This window comes from Pseudomonas sp. TJI-51 (assembly GCF_000190455.2).
Taxonomy (GTDB): domain Bacteria; phylum Pseudomonadota; class Gammaproteobacteria; order Pseudomonadales; family Pseudomonadaceae; genus Aquipseudomonas; species Aquipseudomonas juntendi.
Window position 1 is genome coordinate 33726 of the sequence record NZ_AEWE02000030.1, and the last position, 19548, is coordinate 53273.

Genomic DNA, 19548 nt, shown 5'->3' on the forward strand with positions numbered 1-19548 from the left:
TTCCCGGAAACCCGCGCCCCATGCCGCCCGCCGACCCCACCCTCAACCTGCAGGTTCAGACGCTGTACACCGAGCACCACGGCTGGCTGCAGGGCTGGCTGGGGCGCAGGCTGGGTAATGCCTGCGATGCGGCCGATCTGGCCCATGACACCTTCCTGCGCCTGCTCAGCCGTCAGGGCAACAGCTATTTCGGCGGTGAGCCTCGGGCATTGCTGACGCACATTGCCAAGGGCCTGGTGATAGACCGCTGGCGTCGCCAGGATGTCGAACGGGCGTATCTGCAGGCCATCGCGCATCTGCCCGAACCAGAAGTGCCGTCGGCCGAGACCCGCTGGATGATCCTCGAAACGCTGTACCGCATCGATGCCATGCTGCGCGAGTTGCCGGCGCGGGTTCGCCACGTATTCCTGCTGTCGCAACTGGACGGGCTGACCTACGCGCAAATCGCCGAACAACTGCAGGTTTCGCTGGTGACCATCAAGCGCGACATGCGCACCGCCTTCCTCGCCTGCCTGAGCATGGACGAATGAGGCCACCTATCGACCCACTGATCCTCGGCGAGGCCGCCGACTGGCTGGTGCAGCTGCAGTCGGGCGCAGCCACCGACGATGACCATCGCGCTGTCCAGGCCTGGTGCCAGCGCAGTAGCCAGCATGCCCTGGCCTGGCAGCGCGCCGAGGCCATCCTCGGTGAGTTTCGCCGCCTGCCTGCGCCGGTTACCGGGGAAACCTTGCGCCGGCTCAGCCGCCAGGGTGCGGTCAGCCGCCGCCAGGCCCTGCAGCGTCTGGGGATGTGGCTGCTGGCGGCACCAGCAGCCTGGATGGCCTGGCGCGAGGCACCCTGGCAGCAATGGGCCGCCGATGCCCGCACGGCGGTTGGCGAACAACGCTCACTGACACTGGCCGACGGCAGCCACGTACTGTTGAACACCCACACAGCCATCGATATCCGCTTCGATGCCCGGCAACGCCGTATCGCCTTGCTGGCAGGGGAAGTGCTCGTGACCAGCGCCAACGACCCGGCAACCCCGCCGCGCCCGCTGGTGGTGACCACCCCGCAGGGGCATGCGCGGGCGCTGGGCTCGCGCTTCAGCGTACGTATCGACGGCGCACTGACCCGGGTAGCGGTGTTGCAGGGCACCGTCGCCAACCGCCCGCTGCACGCCGCCGCCAGCGTGCAGCTCAAGGCGGGCGAGCGCACCGCGTTCGATGCCGACCGTGTACTGCCCGCCACCCCGCTGGAAAAAGGCGACCTGGCCTGGGAACACGGCATGCTGCTGGCGCGCGACATGCGCCTGGCCGACCTGTTGCAGGAGCTGGGCCGCTACCGCCCGGGCGTGCTGCGCTGCCACCCGGCGGTGCGCGGCCTGAAAGTGTCTGGCGCCTTTCCGGTGACCGATACCGATGCCAGCCTGCGGCTGCTGGCCGACACCTTGCCGGTAACTGTCCAGGGCCTGACTCGCTATTGGGTGACGGTCGAGCCCCTGAGCTGACCCGGGCTCAGCGCACACGGGAATCAACGACAGGCTTTTTGATACCTTTTCCGGCGTCGTCCGGTGATCAGTGCAGAACCTCCCTTTTCTGCACCTACAGGACCCTCGCCCAATGCCCCATTTGCCTTTCAAGGCACTGAGCCTTGCCATCGCCATGGCCGCCCTGGCACCAGCGGCGATCGCTGCCGACGCCACCACCCGCGACTATCACCTGGCCGCTGGCCCGCTGGCCGATGTGCTGGCACGCTTCGCCGCCAATGCCGGGGTGCCCTTGTCATTCGACCCGGCGCTGCTTCAGGGCAGGCAAAGCCAGGGCCTGCAGGGCAGTTTCAGTGTGCCGGAGGGTTTTGCTCGCCTGCTGGCCGGCAGTGGCTACAGCCTGATCAGCACCGGCAGCGGGGGCTACACCCTGGCGCCGACAGTGGACCTGGGCAGTGCCCTGGAGCTGGGCGCCACCACCATCAACAGCAACCTGGCCGCCAGCGGCGATACCTGGCAAGGCGGCCAGGTGGCGCGTAGCGCACGCCTGGGTGTGCTTGGGGAACAGCCGACCAGCGATGTACCGTTCAGCGTCACCAGCTACACCGCCAAGACCATTGCCGATCAACAGGCGCGTACCCTGGGTGATGTGTTGCTCAATGACGCGGCAGTGCGCCAGTCGGCAGGCTTTGGCAATTTCTCGCAGGTGTTCACCATCCGCGGGCTGCCACTGAGCACTGACGACATCAGCTACAACGGCCTGTACGGCGTGCTACCGCGGCAGATCATCACCACCGAAGCACTCGAGCGCGTCGAGGTGTTCAAAGGCCCGAACGCCTTTCTGAACGGCGTCGCCCCCCAGGGCAGCGGTATTGGCGGTGCGGTCAACCTGGTTCCCAAGCGTGCCGCAGACACGCCAACCCGCCACGTCAGCCTCGATTATGCCACCGGCGCCAATGTCGGCGGCCACCTGGACCTGGGCCAACGGTTTGGTGAAGACAACCGCTTCGGCGCCCGTATCAACCTGGCCCAGCATGACGGCGGCACGGGTGTGCACGACGAAGCGCAGCACGCCACCTTGGTAGCTGTAGCCTTGGACTACCGGGGCGAACGCCTGCGCCTGTCCACCGACCTGGGTTACCAGAAAGAACGCATCAACCAGGGCCGGGCGGTGATCTACCCAACCGGCAGCAAAGTGCCCCATGCCCCCTCGGCGCGCGACAATTACGCCCAACCGTGGACCTGGTCACAGCTGGAAGACACCTACGGCATGCTCAACGCCGAATACGACCTCAACGACAACTGGGTGCTTTATGCCGGTGCCGGGGCCAAGCACACTCGCGAAAACGGCGAATACTCCTCGTTGTACGTCAGCGACGCCAACGGCACTGCGCGGGGTGGCTACCTCTATTCACCACACGATGAAGACAACAAGAGCGCCATGGCCGGCATCAATGGCCAGTTCGCCACGGGGGCGGTCAGCCATCGGCTCAACGTCGGGCTTTCGGGCATGTGGGGCGAACAACGTTCGGCTTACGCCGCAGTTGCTGCTGCAAACCGCTATGCCACCGACCTGTACCACCCGGTCAAGGTGCCGCGCCCGACCAATACGTATACGGGCAGTGACCTGCACGACCCGCGTATCGTGGGCAAGAACCGGGTCAAGAGCGTGGCGATGTCCGACACCCTTGGCTTTGTGGATGACCGTGTGCTGCTGACCCTGGGCGTGCGCCGGCAATCGATCGGTGTCGACGGCTGGTCTACCGCTAGCGGTGAGCGCAACGCCAACTATGACGAGTCGGTGACCACGCCGGTCTATGGCCTGGTGCTCAAGCCGTGGGAGCATGTGTCGTTCTACGCCAACCGCATCGAGGGGCTGGCACAAGGCCCCACTGCCCCGTCGAGCGTGACCAATGCCAATGAAGTGTTCCCGCCCAGGCGCAGCAAGCAGGTCGAGGCCGGGGTCAAGCTGGACTGGGACAGCTTTGGTGCAACGCTTGGCCTGTACCGCATCGAGCAGCCCAACAGCACCACGTTCCGCAGCGCCGGTGCCGAGCGCGACACCTTCAGCATGGACGGCGAGCAGGTCAACAAAGGGGTGGAATTGAATGTGTTCGGCGAGCCGGTGCACGGCTTGCGCCTGCTGACCGGTGCAGTGTTCATGCACACCGAGCTCAAGAACACTGCCAATGGCGCCAACGACGGCAACCGTGCGCCGGGCGTGCCGCGCTTCCAGTACAACCTGGGCGCGGACTGGGACGTTCCAGGCATCGCCGGCGCGGCATTGAATGCGCGGGTGTTGCGTACCGGCGGCCAGTACGTCAATGCCAGCAACAGCCTGAACATCCCGGCCTGGACCCGGGTCGACCTCGGCGCACGTTACCGTTTCAAGGTGGATGAGCAGTGGGTGACCTTGCGGGCCAACCTGGAGAACGTCGCCAACAAGGCCTATTGGGCGTCGGCCTCGACCACCAACAACTACCTGACCCAAGGCACACCACGGGTGCTGCGCTTGTCCGCCAGCGTAGACTTCTGACGCCCCCGTCAGCCAGCAGCCCCGGCCCTTTAGCGGGTAAACCCGCTCCCTTGTGGGAGCGGGCGTGCCCGCGAACACCGGCGCAGCCGGTGCCAGCCACCGCGTCGGGTTCGGTGCCACCCGCGAATACGGTGCTACCGGCAACGCACAATATGCTCAAAACCAAAGCCTGCACCTAGCAGCACCAAGCGCCGCTCAAGTACAGTCTGCCCCATGGACAAATACGCCCCACACGCGTGGCTACCCCACGAAAAACCCACCCTGCCAGGCTCCCCTTCCACGCCTTTGCATTCGCCAGCCAAACGCCTGGCGTATGGCGTGGTCGGCCTGCTGGTAGCCATTACCGGTGGCTTGGGCAACGCGCTGGTCACCGCCAACCTGATGTTCCTGCAAGGCGCGCTAGGTGCAACCACGGCGGAAATGGCCTGGCTGCCAGCGGCCTACGTGATGACCAACGTGTCCATGAACCTGCTGTTGGTGAAATTCCGCCAACAATTCGGCTTGCGCGCCTTCACCGAGGTGTTCCTGGTCCTATACGTCCTGGTCACCTTCGCCCACCTGCTGGTCAACGACCTCAACTCGGCCATCGCCGTCCGCGCGGCCCACGGCATGGTGGGGGCGGCGCTCAGCTCGCTGGGGCTGTACTATATGATCCAGGCCTTCCCCGCCCAGTGGCGGTTGAAGGCCATGGTACTGGGCCTGGGCGCTTCGCAGCTGGCATTACCCCTGGCGCGGATCTTTTCCGAAGACTTGCTGCAGATAGCCGAATGGCGCGGGCTGTACCTGTTCGAGCTCGGGCTGGCCCTGGCGGCACTGGGCTGTGTCCTGCTGCTCAAGCTACCGCCCGGTGACCGCTTCAAAACCTTCGAGCCACTGGATTTCTTGACCTTCACCCTGATGGCCAGCGGTACCGCCCTGCTTTGTGCCGTGCTGTCGCTGGGGCGCATCGACTGGTGGCTGGAGGCCCCATGGCTCGGCGTGGCGCTGGCGGCATCGATTGCGCTGATGCTCAGCGGCCTGGCCATCGAACACAACCGCCGCAACCCGTTGCTGATGACCCGCTGGCTTGGCAGTGGCGCCATCATCCGTCTGGCCCTGTGCGTGGTGCTGATCCGCATGGTCACCTCGGAGCAATCCACAGGCGCGGTAGGCTTCCTGCAGGCCTTGAACATGAGCAGCGAGCAGATGCGCAGCCTGTACTGGATCATGCTGCTGGGTGCCTTGGCGGGCCTGGCCAGCAGTGCCCTGACCATAAATCCCAACCACCTGATCATCCCGCTGTTCGTGTCCTTGCTGGCCATGGCCGTCGGTGCATTCATCGACAGCGGTTCCAGCAACCTCACGCGCCCGGCACAAATGTACTTCAGCCAGTTTCTGCTGGCCTTTGGCAGTACCTTCTTCCTGGGGCCGTCGATGGCCCTGGGTATCAGCCATGTGCGCGCCAACCCCCGTAACCTGGTCAGCTTTTCGGTGCTGTTCGGCATCTGCAACAACGTCGGCGGCCTGGTTGGCGCGGCACTGCTCGGCACCTTCCAGACCTGGCGGGAAAAGTTCCACTCCAGCCACCTGATGGACCACCTGAGTTATTTGGAACCACTGGTCAATGCCCGCGTACAAAGCGGTGCAGCAGCCTACAGTGGCATCCTCGCCGACCCGGCCGTGCGCACCGAAGCCGGCATGCGCCTGCTGGCCACGGCCGCCAGCCGCGAAGCCAATGTCATGGCCTACAACGATGTGTTCGTACTGATCGGCAGCATCGCCATACTGACCATGATCTGGATCTGCATCCGTAGCACCTGGCTCTGGTACTCGAAACGCCAGGCCACCACCACCGACTCCACCCCCGGCGTGCCCACCCGATGACCGACGACACCCGTACCACGACCACCACCGCCATCGCCGAAACCCCGGAAGGCGCCACGCCCCCCAGCGAGCCGGGTAGCCCGGTACGCACGCGGCGGGTGCGGTTGCTGTCCTCGATCTGCTTTGCCGCCGTGGCCCTGGCAGGTGTTCTGCTGGTGCTGTATGCCTGGCGCCTGCCGCCCTTCAGCAGTGCCATCGAAAGCACCGAAAACGCCCTGGTGCGCGGGCAGGTCACCCTGATAGGCCCCCAGCTCAGTGGTTACATCGTCGACGTGCCCGTGCACGACTTCCAGTTCGTCAAGGCCGGCGACCTGCTGGTGCAACTGGACGACCGTATCTACAAGCAGCGCCTGGCCCAGGCCCTCGCCCAGTTGCAGCAGCAACAGGCAGCCCTGGCCAACAACCTGCAACAGCGCAAGAGCGCCGAAGCCACCATTGCCCAGCGCCAGGCCGCCATTGGCGATGCCCAGGCCCAGGCGGCCAAAGCCAAGGCCGACCTGCGCCGCAATCAGGCGCTGGTCAGCGACGGCTCGGTTTCCCGCAGCGAACTGGACGTGACCCGCGCCAACGAGGCAGCTGCCGTCGCCAGCCTGGCCCAGGCCAAGGCCGCGCTGGAAATCGCCCGCCAGGACCGGGAGACCGTGGTGGTCAACCGGGCTGCGCTCGAAGCGGCTGTGGAAAACGCCAAGGCCGCCGTGGAGCTGGCGCGCATCGACCTCGACAACACCCGGGTTACCGCCCCGCGTGACGGCCAACTGGGGCAGATCGGCACGCGCCTGGGTGCTTATGTCAATTCAGGTGCACAGTTGATGGCGCTGGTGCCCGACACCCTGTGGGTCATCGCCAACATGAAGGAAACCCAGATGGCCAATGTGCGCATCGGCCAACCCGTGAGCTTTACCGTGGACGCGCTGAACCACCTGAAGCTGTACGGGCACGTGCAGCAGATTTCGCCGGCCACCGGTTCGGAGTTCGCCTTGCTGCAGGCCGACAATGCCACCGGCAACTTCGTCAAGATCGCCCAGCGGATACCCGTACGGATCACCGTGGATGCCGACCAGCCACCCGCCCGGCAGTTGCGGCCGGGGATGTCGGTGGTGGTCAGTATCGATACCCGGGTGCAGCCTTAGCTGCCGGGCGCAGTTGCCTGGCTGCCTGCGGCGTCTCGTCGCAGGGCCAGGCCCCTTGGGCAAACCCTCGCAACCCCGTAGAATCGCGCTTCCTTTTCGCCCGTCGCCGTCAACGGTGGCAACCAGCAGCAATGACAGAGTCCGTGCCTGAACACATGCTCACCATGTGAAATAGGCTCAACCCTCCCCGCCCGGCCCCATCCCCTACGGCCCAGCGGTTGAGTCTTGCCCAGGTCGCATCCGTGCAGCTACTCGCCCCTTGCGGGGTCGAGCCGGTGTGCGCGTCCGAAAAGGCGCTCATTCCGCTCATCCAACCAGAGGTACCTATGTCTCCGCGTTTGCTGGCCATGGCGCTGGCGCCCCTGCTCGGGCTGTTCATCATCGCCCTGGGCAACGGCTTCATGTCTTCCCTCACCACCCTGCGCCTGGGCGCTGCCGGTGAGTCTGCCACCACCATTGGCATCGTTTCGTCGACCTACTTCATCGGCCTCACACTGGGCGCCATCTTCAACGACCGGCTGATCCTGCGCATCGGCCACATTCGCGCCTATACCAGCTTCGCCTCGCTGATTGCCGTGACCATCTTGCTGCAGGGCTTGTTCTACGACGTGACCTGGTGGTCGGTGCTGCGCCTGATCAACGGCTGGGCCGCCGTGGGCGTGTTCCTGGTGATCGAAAGCTGGCTGCTGCTGGCCGGCGACGCGAAAATCCGCGGCCGCCTGCTGGCGCTGTACATGATCGCCTTCTATGGCGCCGGGGTCATCGCCCAGGCCGGCCTGGGGGAAATCACCCAGTTGGGCGATACCGCGCCGTTCATGCTGGCCGGCGTGCTCGCCGCGCTGTCGGTGCTGCCCATCGTGATCCTGCCGCGGGTATCGCCCTTGCTGGAGCAGGTCGAACCCCTCAAGCCCCGGCAGTTGCTGGGCGTGGCCCCTTCGGGCCTGGTGGGTTGTTTCGGCTCGGGCGTCGCCATCGCCGGCATCTATGCCCTGCTGCCGCTGTACCTGCAACGCATCGGCCTGGAGGTGGGCGAAGTCGGCAACATGATGGCCTGGGTCATCCTTGGCGCCATGCTGTTGCAGTACCCGGTCGGGCGCTGGTCGGACCGCAAAGACCGCCTGGACGTACTGCTGGCGCTGGCCGCCTTGTGCGTTGTGCTGTCACTGGTCACGGTCTTCCTGCCCTCGGACTCGTTCCTGCTGCCGGCCATGCTGTTCCTGTTGGGCGGAGGCGTGTTCACCCTGTACCCGGTCGCGGTCAGCCATGCCGCCGACCGCGCACCGTCCGATGCGCTGGTGCCGATGATCCAGGGTTTGCTGCTGATCAACTCACTGGGCTCGGCCATGGCACCGGTGGCCATTTCGCCGATGATGACCGAGTTTGGCGAGGCCGGACTGTTCTGGGCGTTTGCCGTGGTCAACCTGGCGATGCTGTGCTTCTTCATGTGGCGCCGTGGCAAGCGCCCGGCGGCAGAACACCCGGCGCCCTTCGCCGCCTCGACCACGTTCTCGCCCACCGGTGCCGAACTGCGGGTAACCGAAGACCTGATGCATGCCGCGCAAGAGCATCCGCCGCTGGAGCCAGCCGACCCTGCACCGGCTGCCCAGAGCCAGGCCCACTGAGCCAACGGGCTGCCATGCAGCCCGGTTGTCTACCCCACCAACCCTCGCACACAGAAGTACAGGATCGACGGCCCCATCAGGCACCCCAAGCCGGTATGGAACGTGGCGGTCAGTGCCCCATAAGGCACCAGCCGCCGGTCCGTCGCCGCCAACCCGGCGGTCACACCCGACACAGTCCCCGCCAAACCGCCGAACACCATTGCCGAGCGTGGGTTGTCCAGCGCCAGCAAACGGGCCGATACCGGGGTGAATACCATCACCAGAATCGCCTTGATCAAACCGGTGGCGATCGACAGGGCCATCACGTCCGAACTGGCACCCAGCGCGGCGCCGGTCACCGGGCCGACGATGTACGTCACGGCGCCGGCACCAATGGTGGTCATGCTCACCGCGTCGCGGTAACCGAAGGCGTACGCCACGCCCGCCCCGACAATGAACGGCAAGACCGTGCCGAGCAGCAGCGCCACCGCGCCGATCATCCCGGCACGGCGAGCCTCGGTGGCCTGCACCTCGAACGCCGTGGCAACGATGGCGAAGTCGCGCAGCATGGCCCCGCCCATCAGGCCGATACCGGAAAACAGCGCCATGTCGGCCAGGCCTTTCTGGCCGCCTGTGAGGGTACCGCCCACCCAGGCCAACACCAGCCCGATGACAATGGCGATGGCCGAGCCGTGCACGCGGCCGAAGGTCAGGTACCTGGACAACAACACCGACAGCCACATGATGCCGCCCACCACCGCGAAGGCAGTGATCAGGCCGTTATGTTCCAGGGCATTATCAATGATCGGCCACATGTTCAGCGCCCCCCTGCAGGGGCAGCATGCCCATTGGCCTGGGGTGGCGCCTCGACCGCGGGGAGCGGTTCGCCGCGGTGGCTGCGGCTGATCAGTGCAATGGTCGCACCGCACACCAGCACCGCACCTATCGCAGCCAGCAGCGCCACCGGCCCGCCGTGCAGGGCAGTGACCACGTTCTGTTGCGCCGCCATGGCCACCACGACCGGAATGTACATGGCCCCCCAGAAGCCCACACCGAACTCGCACTCCTTGCTCATGCCACCGTGACGGTGCATGTAAAGGCGTGCGCAGATCAGCAGGATCATGGCGATGCCGACCCCGCCTACATTGGATTTGACGCCCAGCAGTACGCCCAGGAAGTCGCCGACGATAACCCCAGCCAGCGTACAGACCGCCAGCAGTGCCACACCATAGATGATCATTGTTGTTGTCCTCAGGTAGTGTCGAAGTTGCTTGTTGTTGTTCTTCGCCATCGGTAAACCCGCAAGCGCCGCACCGGCTTCATTAACGGGCGTAGCCCGTGCCAGCCGGCGCGCTGCCCGCCATCATCGCCGGTCCGCCACCTCCTGGCGCAGCAGCGCATCCAGGCTGTCCCATCGGGTGCCTTCCACCGCCAGCACCCTGCCCTGTTCGAACACTGGCCGGGCCAGGCCGCTGAGCGTGCTGCCAGGCGGCATTTCCAGGTGCAGGCGCACGCCGCGTTCATAGGCATTGCGCAACGCTGCCCGCCAGTCCACCCGGCGCGCCATGTTGCCGGCCAGATCGTCGCGCAGGCGCTGCGGGTCGAAGATCACCCGTGCGCTGCTGCCACTGAGGTAAGTGATACGTGGCCGCTGCAGTTCGACCGTAGCGAAGGCCGCAGCCAGCTCCGCTGCCGGGCCAGCCAGCAACGGGCAATGCGATGGCACGCTGACTGCCAGCCGGCGCGCGATGCCCCTGCCCAGGCCGCGCGCGCGGGCCGCCACCGCCGCCATCGCTGTTTCGCTGCCGGCAATGACGATCTGCTGCTCGCTGTTGAGGTTGGCGACATACACTTCGCCACCCACCTCGCCCAGCAAGCGCTCGACACTGGCCAGCTCCAGGCCACTGAGCGCAGTCATGCCATAGCCGCGCGGATAGGCCCGTTGCATCAGTTCGCCGCGCAGGGCAACCAGGCGCACAGCGTCGGCAAAGGCCAAAGCACCGGCCACCACTGCCGCCGGGTAGGCGCCGACCGACAAGCCCGCCACGCAATCCGGCCCTGGGCTGCGCTGCATCAACCAGCGCGCCCAGGCCACGCCACTGAGCAGCAGGCACAGCTGCACGGCGCGGGTCGACTGCAGGGCGTGCTCGCTGTCCAACGCCAGTGCGTTCTGGCCAAGGGCATCGCTGGCCTCTTCCAGCACCGGCCCGCTGCCTTCGGGCAGGCGCTGCAACATGCCGACCTGCTGGGCACCCTGGCCCGGGAACGCGAACAGAGTGCTCATGCGGCACGCTCCCGTACAGCCCACGGGTCTTCGCACAGGCATGGCCCCACGGGCGACTTGAGCAACACGCGCTGGGCGAAACCGGCCCACTCGCGCAACGCCACAGCGCCGCCCGGGGTTTCCAACTGCGCATCGATACGGCATGGCGCGCCGTCCAGCATCGCCAACAGCGTGCGGGCCTGTATACGCGCCAGCGGTTGCGGCGTGCGTACCAGTATGTCCAGGTCGCTGTCGGCGTGCAGCACGTCGATACCCGTTGCAATCTGGTAACCCACGCCACCTGTCGGCCCCCAGGCCAGGCCGCAGGCATCGAGCATTGGCGCTACCCAGGCCAGGGCCTGCAATGCTGGCCAGGCGCGCTGTGTTGGCCGCTGCAAGGCTTCGGGGGCCTTCTGGCGTTGGATGTCGCCAACCCGCATCAACGCTGCCAGGCGCTGCGCCCGCCCTTGGCCACGTACGCCCACGGCGACCCAGCCGGCGTCACACACCGCGCGGCGCACGACCACCGGCTGGCCGCCGGCCAACACTTCCCGTGCCCACAGCGGCGCGTCGGCCGGCAGGGCCGAAGTGGGCATGCCCCACAGCAGGTCATGGGGGCGTGGCGCGTTCACCTCAGGCACCCTGCCATTGGCGGCGCAGTTGCTCACGCACTTGCCGCGAGGCACTGCGGTGTTCGCCCGCCAGCCGCGACGACAGGTCGGTCGAGCTGCCAATATCCCGGACCGCGTCGGCAAGGCAGGCACGCACCCGGGCAATGTCGGCGCTGCCAGGCGCTTCGGCGTTGGCCACCGTCAACCGACGCCACAGCAGGCCCAGTGACGCATAGCTGGCCAGGTCATAGGCCATGGGCGGCACCTCGGCGGCCAACGCTTCCAGTTGCTCGACACTGCGCAGGGTAATCCGCGCGGCTGCCGCCTTGCCCATGGCATGCACCATTACCCCGGCGTCGTCCAGGGCGATCAGGCGCTGGGCCTGGTAGCCGTGGGCAAGAAAAGCGCCAGACATGGCCTTGCCGACCAGCAGCCCGATGACCGGGTGGCCGGCCAGCCGGGCCTGGGCATAAGCCTGCACAGCGCCAGCCAAGGCCTGATGGATACCCAAGGCCTCCTCACGGCGACCGTAGGCCTGGCTGGGCACATCGATTACCGCGACAATTGCGCGCTTGTGCCCCTGGCGGTCAGCGTCGACCGCGTCGCTCACGGCCTTGGCCAGGCCCCAACCCTCCAGCAGACCGACTTCGCCCCCGCGGGCCCGGGGGAACGGATTGGCGGGGTCCGGTACCACGGCGATAAAGCGCGCCAGGCGGTTGTCCAGTTCGCCATCGATAACCTGCAACGACGCCGGGTAGCCCGGCAAGGGTTGGCCGCCTGCCAGGCCCGGCAGCCAGTTCAGGGCACGGTTCATTGGGCTTCTCCTTGGTAAAGGGCACGCACGGCGGCAGCGTCCAGTTGCGGGCAGTCGGCGCCCAGCCGGGCCAGGCGCTCGAGGAACCAGGCGTGTTGCCGGGCGCGGTCAGCGCCAGGCGAGTCGAGCAATTGCAGCAGACAGTCGCGCAGCGCCTGGATGTCATCGGCCACATAGCCATCGACCAGCCCGCTGGCATGGCGCTGTTCGCCGCCGCTCAGGCTCCAGATGAACGGCCGGTCCTTGGCGTCATACTCGGCAATGCCGGCTTCCTGTTCGATGACCTGCGGCCCGTTGAGGCCCAGGCGGGCCTCGCGGGTGACCAGTAAATGGCTGCACAAGCCAGCGGCGATCGACATGCCCCCGAAGCACCCCACGGAACCGGCAATCACCCCGATCACCGGCTGCCAGGCCCGCAGTTCGACGATCGCCGCCTGGATTTCGGCAATCGCTGCCAGGCCAAGGTTGGCTTCCTGCAACCGCACACCGCCGGTTTCCAGCAGCAGCACTGCACACGTGGGGATGCCATTGCGGTTGTCTTCGATGGCCAGCTCCAACGCCCCGGCAATCTTGGCGCCGCCCACCTCGCCCATGCTGCCGCCCTGGAAGCCGCCCTCGATAGCGGCGACCACCGCACTGCGCCCGTTCAGCGTGCCTTTGGCGATGACCACGCCGTCGTCAGCCTGCGGCACGATGCCCTGCAAGGGCAGCCAAGGCGACATCAGCCGGTCGAAGGGGCCGAGCAGCTCGCGGAAACTGCCCGGGTCGAGCACGGCGCGGGCGCGCTGCCGGGCACCCAGTTCTACGAAGCTGCGGCTGCGCAGCAAGCGTGCGGTGTCAGTCATGGGCGATCTCCTCGAAGCCTTGTTCCAGGCGCAGGCGGACCACCCCCGGGGTGGCGCCGAAGTCATGAATGTCGATGTTCACGGCCGGCCAGGCGCGGCCCTCGAACAGGCGCTGGAACAGTTGCGCCCAGCGCGCGGCGCTGCCATCGACCGAAGTCACCACCTGGATCTGCAGGTGGCCGGCGGTGCCGGGTTCGATCAGTACTTCAAGGTCGCCGGAGCTGACACAGCCCACCAGCGTGCGGCCACGCCCCGGTTCGGCGGCGGGGAAATCGAAGGTCAGGGTTTCCATGTCACAGGCTCCCGGCTTTGTCGAGGAACAGGCAGGCGGCCAGTAGATCGGCGGCGCCGCCCGGTGAGGCGTTCAGTTGCAGCAGTTGCTGGTCCAGCGTACGCAGGTAGCGGCGCCCGGCCAGGGTGGCACTGCCCCCGGCACCCAGTACCGCGCGGGCGCCCTGCTGCACGGCGGCCAGCCCTGCAGGGCCGCTGCGCCACAGCACACAGGTATCGCTGAGCACGGCCATGATGGCGAGCAAGGCATCGAGCCGGGCGTTGGCCTCACTGGCACCGCTGGCACGGCTGCGTTGCAGGTGTGGCAAGCCGTGGCCGATAACCGCAGGGAAGCCTTGTTGCGCCTGTTCGCGGGCACCGCTGCTGCCATAGCGCTGGCGCACCTGCAGGCCATGGCTGTGCTGCTGCGGCATGGCCGGGTCGTCGAACAGGGCGATGCGCCCGGCCCGCGCGGCCACCGTGCTGGCGCTGGCATCGGGGTCGAGGGCCTTGGCGGCGACCAGCAGGCCCAGGGCCCAGATAGCGCCGCGGTGGGTGTTGACCCCATGGGTCGCGGCCAGCATCGCGGCTTCGCCTTCACGGCCGAGCTGGCCCAAGCTGGCGCGCAGGGGTTGGCCGATGGTGCCAATGGTTTGCGCGGCTGCGGCCATGTTGCGCAGGCAGGGCCACAGGGCCAGGGCCGAGGCGTGCATCAGGGCCAGGGTCATGTCGGTGTGAGCGCCGTTGCTGCGGCGGTCGACCAGGCCGGGTTTGGGGGACAGCTCGGCTTCGTCGATCAGGGCTTCCACGGCCAGGTCGGCCAGGTGGTCTGGCAGTTGAATCCGGGTTGTGTGGGCTGGCCTCTTCGCGGGTAAACCCGCGCCCACAGGGACCGTAACAGGTTCAAGGCGCAAGTCGCGTGCTTTCATCACCAGCTCCTGAACCGTGCCGGCGGGTTGTACAGGCCGCCGGACCATTCAACCAGGTCGGCAACGCTGCGCGCTGCCAGCAGCTCGCGGCTGGCGTCAGTGCGGCGGATGCCCAGGTCTTCGGGCAATGCGACCAGGCCTTGCTGGCGCAGGCGCGCAGTGTCTTTCGGGTCATGCCGCAGGCCGATGGCGGTAACCCCGGCCACAGCGGCAATCATCTGCTGGCGCTCTTCCAGGCTGCGGGCCTTGTACAGGTAGGCAATGCCCTCTTCGGTCAACAGGTGGGTAACGTCGTCACCGTAGATCATCACCGGGGCCAGCGGCATGCCGGCCTTTTTCGCCACGGCCACCGCATCCAGGGTTTCCACGAAGGTCGGTTTGCCGCCTTCCTGGTAGGTTTCGACCATCTGCACCACCAGCTTGCGGCCGCGCTCCAGCAGGGTTTGCGGCACGGTCATGTCGAGCCAGGCCGGCGTTGCATGGCGCCGGCCCCGGGGGTCGTGGCCCATGTTCGGCGCCCCGCCAAAGCCGGCCAGGCGACCGCGGGTGACTGTCGACGAATGGCCATCGCCGTCTACCTGCAGGGTCGCGCCAATGAACAGGTCCACGGCGTACTGCCCGGCCAGCTGGCACATCATGCGGTTGGAGCGCAGCGAACCGTCACGGCCGGTGAAGAACACATCGGGCCGCTGGGCGATGTAGTCCTCCATGCCCAGCTCGGTGCCAAAGCAATGCACGCTTTGCACCCAGCCGCTTTCGATAGCCGGGATCAGCGTAGGGTGAGGGTTGAGGGTCCAGTTGCGGCAGATCTTGCCCTTGAGCCCCAGCGACTCGCCGTAGGTGGGCAGGATCAGCTCGATGGCAGCGGTATTGAAGCCGATACCATGGTTCAACGACTGCACCTGGTGTTTTTCGTAGATGCCGCGAATGGCCATCATCGCCATCAGCACATGCACCGGCTTGATGTGACGTGGGTCGCGGGTGAACAGTGGTTCGATGTAGAAAGGCTGGTCGGCAACCACCACGAAATCGACCCATGACGCCGGGATATCGACGCGCGGAAGGTCGTCCACACGGTCGACCAGCTGGTTGACCTGGGCGATGACGATACCGTCGCTGAACGCGGCCGGCTCCACCAGCGCTGGGGTGTCTTCGGTGCTGGGCCCGGTGTACAGGTTGCCTTCACGGTCGGCCATGAAGCCTGCCACCAGGGTCACGTTGGGGATCAGGTCGACCAGCAGCCGCGAGTACAGCTCGATATAGGTGTGGATCGCGCCGACTTCGAGCAAGCCGTCTTCAAGCAACTGGCCAATGCGCAGGCTTTGTGGCCCGGCGAAGGAAAAATCCAGCTTGCGGGCGATGCCGCGCTCGAACAAGTCCAGGTGTTCTGCACGGCTGACGCTGGGCATGATCATGTGCAGGTCGTGCAGGCGCTCAGGGTCGACCTTGGCCAGCGAACGCGAGAGGAAGTCGGCCTGCTTCTGGTTGTTGCCTTCCAGCACCACCCGGTCGCCGGGGGCCAGCAACAGCTCCAGTGCTTCGACGATACGCTCGCTGGGCAGCACCGCACCGTCGGCAAGGTGGCGGACCTGATCGAGGCGGCGTTGCTTTTCGGCACGCCGTCGCGACCATTGCGGCGGTGGGTTCTGTGTTGTTGTCATGGTGACTCCACGGGTTCGCTGTCGTGGGGTCACCTTAGGTCGGGGGCCAGCCGGGCATCAATCAAGCTCGGCGCTGGATCGTTACGCTAAGGTTAATGATCGGTGTTCTGGTGGACCAAAACACCAAGAGCATCGGCGCCCGCCCACCGAGCCAGCCCGGTAAACCTCAAACCTTGCTAGAGTGGCAACACTGCCAGGCACGCAAAAATGCAGATTCCCCCTGCAGATTTGTCGATTGTACAAGGCAAATTCGCATGCAAGGATCGCCAGATCCTCCAGCGGAATCCAGACTTCACTTGGAAAATCAATAACAAAGCAGGGAGAAGGCAATGACTGCGCACGCTTACACCTCGGCCACCGACCATGTTCTGGCCGAGGTCCGCAACCAGGTCGGCCACCTGACACTGAACCGCCCCGCCGGCCTCAATGCCCTTACCCTGGACATGGTCCGTAGCCTGCGCCACCACCTGGAACAGTGGGCCCGGGACCCGCACGTACGGGCGGTGGTGCTGCGCGGTGCAGGCCCCAAGGGTTTTTGCGCCGGTGGCGATATCCGTTCGCTGCACGACAGCTTCAAGGCCGGCGATACGCTGCATGAGACCTTTTTCGTCGAGGAGTATGCCCTCGACCTGGCCATCCACCGTTACCGCAAACCGGTGCTGGTGCTGATGGACGGCTTCACCCTCGGCGGTGGCATGGGCCTGGCTCAGGGCTGTGACCTGCGCGTGGTGACCGAGCGCAGCCGCCTGGGTATGCCTGAAGTCGGCATTGGCTATTTTCCCGACGTGGGCGGCAGTTATTTTCTGTCGCGCCTCCCTGGCGAGCTGGGCATCTACCTGGGTGTGAGCGGCGCACAGGTGCAGGCCGCCGATGCGCTGTACTGCGGCCTGGCCGACTGGTACCTGGCCAGCGACCAGCTCGCCGCCCTGGATCAAGGCCTGGACCAGCTGAGTTTCGGCGACCACCCGCTCAAGGACCTGCAGGGCCTGCTGGCCAGGCTCGGTAGCCAGGTGCTGGAGGATGCCCCGCTGGAAAAACTGCGCCCGGTCATCGACCACTTCTTCGCCCTGCCCGACCTGCCGGCCATCGTCGAGCAATTGCGCACAGTCAGCATTGGCGACAGCCACGCCTGGGCCACGGCCACCGCCGATCAGCTGGAAAGCCGCTCACCGCTGGCCATGGCGGTTACGCTGGAGATGCTGCGCCGGGGCCGCCAACGGGACCTGGAGGCGTGCTTTGCCATGGAGCTGCACCTGGACCGCCAGTGGTTCCAGCATGGCGATATCATCGAAGGCGTACGCGCCCTGATCATCGACAAGGACAAGCAACCGCGCTGGAACCCACCCACCCTGGCTGCACTGCAACGCCAGCGGGTCGACCAATTCTTCGAAGGCCTGTGAGCCCGGGAGTACACCGATGCAAGACCTGGAACTGAGCGAAGAACAGATCATGATCCGCGACATGGCGCGCGATTTTGCCCGTGGCGAAATCGCCCCGCACGCCCAGGCCTGGGAAAAGGCCGGCTGGATCGACGACGACGTGGTACGCAAGATGGGCGAACTGGGCCTGCTGGGCATGGTCGTGCCCGAAGATTTTGGCGGCAGCTACACCGACTACGTCGCCTATGCCCTGGCGGTAGAGGAAATTTCCGCCGGTTGTGGCGCCACCGGGGCGATGATGAGCATTCACAACTCCGTGGGTTGCGGCCCGCTGCTGGCATATGGCACGGCCGACCAACAGCAGCAATGGCTGCCACGCCTGGCCACGGGTGAAGTGATCGGCTGCTTCTGCCTGACCGAGCCGCAGGCCGGCTCCGAGGCGCATAACCTGCGGACCCGCGCAGAGTTGATAGACGGCCAATGGGTAATCAATGGCGCCAAGCAGTTCGTCAGCAATGCCCGGCGTGCCGGCCTGGCGATCGTGTTTGCGGTAACCGACCCGGACCTGGGCAAAAAGGGCCTGTCGGCCTTTCTGGTGCCCGCCGACAACCCGGGCTTCAAAGTCGACCGCAGCGAACACAAGATGGGCATCCGCGCCTCTGATACCTGCGCGGTCACGTTCGACAACTGCCGTGTACCGGCCGCCAACCTGCTGGGCGAGCGCGGCAAGGGCCTGGCCATCGCCTTGTCCAACCTTGAAGGGGGCCGTATCGGTATCGCCGCGCAAGCGCTGGGCATCGCCCGTGCGGCGTTCGAAGCAGCGCTGGGTTATTCACGGGACCGTGTGCAATTCGGCAAGCCGATCAACGAGCACCAGAGCATCGCCAACCTGTTGGCCGACATGCAGGTGCAGGTCAACGCCGCGCGGCTGCTGATTTTGCATGCTGCGCGCCTGCGCAGCGCCGGCAGGCCGTGCCTGTCAGAGGCATCCCAGGCCAAGCTATTCGCCTCGGAAATGGCCGAACGGGTATGCTCGATGGCGATCCAGGTACATGGCGGCTACGGCTACCTGGAAGACTACCCGGTAGAGCGTTACTACCGCGATGCCCGGATCACCCAGATCTACGAAGGCTCGAGCGAAATCCAGCGCATGCTGATTGCGCGGGAGCTGAAGCACTACACGCTTTAGTAGGTCGACGACCGAGCCCTGGCGCCAGGCTCTGCCTACCTAGCGCCAGTAGCGAGCGTCGTCCACCAGCTCGGCGTGCCTTTCGAACAGCGCTGGCAACTGCTCCTTGAGGTAGTCGATCCAGGTACGCACCTTGGCATCCAGGTAGTGCCGTGACGGGTAAATTGCATACAGCGCACTCTCGCGCAGCCGATACGGCGCCAACAGGCGGCACAGCCGCCCCTGCCCGATCGCCTGGCTGGCGGTGTAGAACGGCAACAGGCCTATGCCCATGCCCAACTCGCTGGCCACCAGCATGGCATCGGCAACATTGGTGGAGAAACCGTCCTTCGGTACGATCACACACTGGTCGACCCCCTGCGGGAACACCCAGTCACCTTCGTACATGGGGTACGACATGCGCAGGCAACGATGGCCGTGCAAGTCTTCGGGGCTTTCCGGTACGCCATTGGCTTCCAGGTAGGCCGGGGCCGCGCAGGGGATACTGAAGATATTGCCCAGCGGCACGGCGATCAGCTGCGAATCGGGCAACGCGCCGTCCACGGTAATCACCACATCATGCCCTTCGGCCAGCGGGTCGGGGTTGCGCTGTGACAGGGTCAGCTCGATCACCACCTCCGGGCACAACGCGTTGTAGCCGGCCACCAGCGGCATCAGCAACAGCCCCAGGCCATGGGGACAGTGCAGGCGTAACCGCCCACGCGGCGTCAGGTGCGCACCACGGGCCTCGCCCACCGCTTCTTCGGTCAGCAGCATGATCTGCCGCGCCCGCTCGAGAAACCGCTCGCCGGCCTCGCTCATGCGCAAGCGCCGGGTGGTGCGGTGCAACAGGCGGGTCTGCAACTGGTTTTCCAGCTCCGCCACGATGCGCGAAACCTGTGCCGCAGAGATGTCCAGGGCGTTGGCGGCCGCCGCGAAGCTGCCGCATTCCACCACACGGGCGAAGGTACGCATGGCATGGAGCATGTCCATGAAAGTGAGCTCCT

18 protein-coding genes are annotated in these 19548 nt (G+C 66.1%); 8 read left to right on the forward strand and 10 right to left on the reverse strand.

The window, feature by feature from the left end; genetic code table 11:
* Nucleotides 1–20: 20 nt before the first annotated feature.
* The 6 genes from G1E_RS06855 to G1E_RS06880 all read left to right on the forward strand — a co-directional run bounded on the left by G1E_RS06855 (nt 21) and on the right by G1E_RS06880 (nt 8622).
* Nucleotides 21–530 (forward strand): sigma-70 family RNA polymerase sigma factor, encoded by a 510-nt coding sequence (locus G1E_RS06855; protein ID WP_009686728.1) that lies wholly within the window; start codon nt 21–23, stop codon nt 528–530.
* Nucleotides 527–1492, forward strand: a complete 966-nt coding sequence (locus G1E_RS06860; RefSeq protein WP_009686727.1) for a FecR domain-containing protein — start codon at nt 527–529, stop codon at nt 1490–1492. The genes G1E_RS06855 and G1E_RS06860 overlap by 4 nt, the downstream gene beginning before the upstream one ends.
* Nucleotides 1493–1604: 112 nt before the next feature.
* The gene (locus G1E_RS06865) at nt 1605–4007 is read left to right on the forward strand and encodes a TonB-dependent receptor (protein WP_009686726.1); all 2403 of its coding nucleotides are present in this window, start codon (nt 1605–1607) and stop codon (nt 4005–4007) included.
* Between the two features lie 213 nt (nt 4008–4220).
* Nucleotides 4221–5870 (forward strand): MFS transporter, encoded by a 1650-nt coding sequence (locus G1E_RS06870; protein ID WP_009686725.1) that lies wholly within the window; start codon nt 4221–4223, stop codon nt 5868–5870.
* The gene (locus tag G1E_RS06875) at nt 5867–7000 is read left to right on the forward strand and encodes an HlyD family secretion protein (protein WP_009686724.1); all 1134 of its coding nucleotides are present in this window, start codon (nt 5867–5869) and stop codon (nt 6998–7000) included. The genes G1E_RS06870 and G1E_RS06875 overlap by 4 nt, the downstream gene beginning before the upstream one ends.
* Before the next feature lie 326 nt (nt 7001–7326).
* Nucleotides 7327–8622 carry an MFS transporter gene (locus tag G1E_RS06880; protein WP_009686723.1) on the forward strand — a complete coding sequence of 432 codons (1296 nt, stop codon included), beginning with the start codon at nt 7327–7329 and terminating at the stop codon, nt 8620–8622.
* 29 nt (nt 8623–8651) lie between these two features.
* Here the strand turns inward: G1E_RS06880 and madM are convergent, their stop codons facing one another.
* The 9 genes from madM to mdcA all read right to left on the reverse strand — a co-directional run bounded on the left by madM (nt 8652) and on the right by mdcA (nt 15994).
* Nucleotides 8652–9416, reverse strand: coding sequence for a malonate transporter subunit MadM (gene madM / locus G1E_RS06885; protein ID WP_009686722.1), 765 nt, complete (start codon nt 9414–9416; stop codon nt 8652–8654).
* Between the two features lie 2 nt (nt 9417–9418).
* Nucleotides 9419–9841, reverse strand: a complete 423-nt coding sequence (gene madL, locus G1E_RS06890) for a malonate transporter subunit MadL (protein WP_009686721.1) — start codon at nt 9839–9841, stop codon at nt 9419–9421.
* Between the two features lie 123 nt (nt 9842–9964).
* The gene (gene mdcH, locus G1E_RS06895; RefSeq protein WP_009686720.1) at nt 9965–10885 is read right to left on the reverse strand and encodes a malonate decarboxylase subunit epsilon; all 921 of its coding nucleotides are present in this window, start codon (nt 10883–10885) and stop codon (nt 9965–9967) included.
* Nucleotides 10882–11496: a malonate decarboxylase holo-ACP synthase gene (locus G1E_RS06900; protein ID WP_033691252.1), complete on the reverse strand. Its 615-nt coding sequence runs from the start codon at nt 11494–11496 to the stop codon at nt 10882–10884. The genes mdcH and G1E_RS06900 overlap by 4 nt, the downstream gene beginning before the upstream one ends.
* Before the next feature lies 1 nt (nt 11497).
* On the reverse strand, nt 11498–12289 hold the full coding sequence (mdcE, locus tag G1E_RS06905) for a biotin-independent malonate decarboxylase subunit gamma (protein WP_009686718.1): 792 nt from the start codon (nt 12287–12289) through the stop codon (nt 11498–11500).
* The gene (locus G1E_RS06910; protein WP_009686717.1) at nt 12286–13134 is read right to left on the reverse strand and encodes a biotin-independent malonate decarboxylase subunit beta; all 849 of its coding nucleotides are present in this window, start codon (nt 13132–13134) and stop codon (nt 12286–12288) included. The genes mdcE and G1E_RS06910 overlap by 4 nt, the downstream gene beginning before the upstream one ends.
* A complete protein-coding gene (locus tag G1E_RS06915) occupies nt 13127–13426 on the reverse strand; it encodes a malonate decarboxylase subunit delta (protein WP_009686716.1) in 300 nt (99 codons plus the stop codon). The genes G1E_RS06910 and G1E_RS06915 overlap by 8 nt, the downstream gene beginning before the upstream one ends.
* A 1-nt stretch (nt 13427) precedes the next feature.
* On the reverse strand, nt 13428–14333 hold the full coding sequence (locus G1E_RS06920; RefSeq protein WP_009686715.1) for a triphosphoribosyl-dephospho-CoA synthase: 906 nt from the start codon (nt 14331–14333) through the stop codon (nt 13428–13430).
* Complete coding sequence (mdcA, locus tag G1E_RS06925; protein WP_009686714.1) at nt 14333–15994, reverse strand: malonate decarboxylase subunit alpha; 1662 nt, start codon at nt 15992–15994, stop codon at nt 14333–14335. The genes G1E_RS06920 and mdcA overlap by 1 nt, the downstream gene beginning before the upstream one ends.
* A 329-nt stretch (nt 15995–16323) precedes the next feature.
* Between mdcA and G1E_RS06930 the strand changes: the two genes are divergently transcribed.
* Nucleotides 16324–17394, forward strand: coding sequence for an enoyl-CoA hydratase/isomerase family protein (locus G1E_RS06930; protein WP_047149723.1), 1071 nt, complete (start codon nt 16324–16326; stop codon nt 17392–17394).
* 16 nt (nt 17395–17410) lie between these two features.
* Nucleotides 17411–18562, forward strand: coding sequence for an acyl-CoA dehydrogenase family protein (locus tag G1E_RS06935; RefSeq protein WP_009686711.1), 1152 nt, complete (start codon nt 17411–17413; stop codon nt 18560–18562).
* 39 nt (nt 18563–18601) lie between these two features.
* Here the strand turns inward: G1E_RS06935 and G1E_RS06940 are convergent, their stop codons facing one another.
* The gene (locus G1E_RS06940; RefSeq protein ID WP_009686710.1) at nt 18602–19534 is read right to left on the reverse strand and encodes a LysR family transcriptional regulator; all 933 of its coding nucleotides are present in this window, start codon (nt 19532–19534) and stop codon (nt 18602–18604) included.
* Between the last annotated feature and the right edge of the window lie 14 nt (nt 19535–19548).

What these genes read in the sequence shown, in the direction of transcription:
- G1E_RS06855 (WP_009686728.1), top strand. Translation starts at nt 21, where the DNA reads ATGCCGCCCGCCGACCCCACCCTCAACCTGCAGGTTCAGACGCTGTAC.
- G1E_RS06860 (WP_009686727.1), top strand. Translation starts at nt 527, where the DNA reads ATGAGGCCACCTATCGACCCACTGATCCTCGGCGAGGCCGCCGACTGG.
- G1E_RS06865 (WP_009686726.1), top strand. Translation starts at nt 1,605, where the DNA reads ATGCCCCATTTGCCTTTCAAGGCACTGAGCCTTGCCATCGCCATGGCC.
- G1E_RS06870 (WP_009686725.1), top strand. Translation starts at nt 4,221, where the DNA reads ATGGACAAATACGCCCCACACGCGTGGCTACCCCACGAAAAACCCACC.
- G1E_RS06875 (WP_009686724.1), top strand. Translation starts at nt 5,867, where the DNA reads ATGACCGACGACACCCGTACCACGACCACCACCGCCATCGCCGAAACC.
- G1E_RS06880 (WP_009686723.1), top strand. Translation starts at nt 7,327, where the DNA reads ATGTCTCCGCGTTTGCTGGCCATGGCGCTGGCGCCCCTGCTCGGGCTG.
- madM (WP_009686722.1), bottom strand. Translation starts at nt 9,416, where the DNA reads ATGTGGCCGATCATTGATAATGCCCTGGAACATAACGGCCTGATCACT.
- madL (WP_009686721.1), bottom strand. Translation starts at nt 9,841, where the DNA reads ATGATCATCTATGGTGTGGCACTGCTGGCGGTCTGTACGCTGGCTGGG.
- mdcH (WP_009686720.1), bottom strand. Translation starts at nt 10,885, where the DNA reads ATGAGCACTCTGTTCGCGTTCCCGGGCCAGGGTGCCCAGCAGGTCGGC.
- mdcE (WP_009686718.1), bottom strand. Translation starts at nt 12,289, where the DNA reads ATGAACCGTGCCCTGAACTGGCTGCCGGGCCTGGCAGGCGGCCAACCC.
- G1E_RS06910 (WP_009686717.1), bottom strand. Translation starts at nt 13,134, where the DNA reads ATGACTGACACCGCACGCTTGCTGCGCAGCCGCAGCTTCGTAGAACTG.
- G1E_RS06915 (WP_009686716.1), bottom strand. Translation starts at nt 13,426, where the DNA reads ATGGAAACCCTGACCTTCGATTTCCCCGCCGCCGAACCGGGGCGTGGC.
- G1E_RS06920 (WP_009686715.1), bottom strand. Translation starts at nt 14,333, where the DNA reads ATGAAAGCACGCGACTTGCGCCTTGAACCTGTTACGGTCCCTGTGGGC.
- mdcA (WP_009686714.1), bottom strand. Translation starts at nt 15,994, where the DNA reads ATGACAACAACACAGAACCCACCGCCGCAATGGTCGCGACGGCGTGCC.
- G1E_RS06930 (WP_047149723.1), top strand. Translation starts at nt 16,324, where the DNA reads ATGACTGCGCACGCTTACACCTCGGCCACCGACCATGTTCTGGCCGAG.
- G1E_RS06935 (WP_009686711.1), top strand. Translation starts at nt 17,411, where the DNA reads ATGCAAGACCTGGAACTGAGCGAAGAACAGATCATGATCCGCGACATG.
- G1E_RS06940 (WP_009686710.1), bottom strand. Translation starts at nt 19,534, where the DNA reads ATGGACATGCTCCATGCCATGCGTACCTTCGCCCGTGTGGTGGAATGC.